Genomic DNA, 785 nt, shown 5'->3' on the forward strand with positions numbered 1-785 from the left:
TCGTCGCGATGACAGAGTTACAGCCGTGCGCGATGTTGGCGAAGGGACCGCCGTGCACAAATGCCGGGTTGTTTTCCAGCGTCTGCACCAGGTTCGGCTGCATCGCGTCCTTGAGCAGGACGGTCATGGCGCCTTCGGCCTTGATGTCGCGGCAGTAGACCGGCGACTTGTCACGGCGATAGGCGATGATCATCGCGCCCAGGCGCTCTTCGAGATCCTTCAGATCCTTGGCCAGGCAGAGGATCGCCATGACCTCGGAGGCCACGGTGATGTCGAACCCGTCTTCGCGCGGGAAGCCGTTGGAGACGCCGCCCAGCGACGAGGTGATCTGGCGCAGCGAACGGTCGTTCATGTCGACAACGCGGCGCCACTGCACGCGGCGCAGGTCGATTTCCTGTTCGTTGCCCCAGTAGATGTGGTTGTCGATCATGGCCGACAGCAGCGAGTGCGCCGAGGTGATGGCGTGGAAGTCGCCAGTAAAGTGGAGGTTCATCTCCTCCATCGGCACGACCTGCGCCTTGCCGCCCCCGGCCGCGCCACCCTTCATGCCGAAGTTCGGCCCAAGCGAGGCTTCGCGGATGCAGATCATCGCCTTCTTGCCGATCTTGTTCAGACCGTCGCCCAGACCCACGGTGGTCGTGGTCTTGCCCTCGCCCGCCGGTGTCGGGTTGATGGCTGTGACGAGGATCAGTTTGCCGTTCGGGCGGTCCTGCACCGAATTGATGAAATCCTGGCTCACCTTGGCCTTGTCGTGACCGTAGGGCAGCAGGTGCTCACCCGGAATG

The 785-nt window shown here is 63.2% G+C and carries 1 protein-coding gene; it reads right to left on the reverse strand.

Annotated elements, in window-relative coordinates:
• Positions 1–785 (reverse strand): formate--tetrahydrofolate ligase (locus KZZ07_RS26620; RefSeq protein WP_219519932.1); only part of this gene is annotated, 785 nt, incomplete at both ends.

The organism is Mameliella sp. CS4 (assembly GCF_019392335.1).
In the GTDB taxonomy this organism is placed as follows: Bacteria; Pseudomonadota; Alphaproteobacteria; order Rhodobacterales; family Rhodobacteraceae; genus Antarctobacter.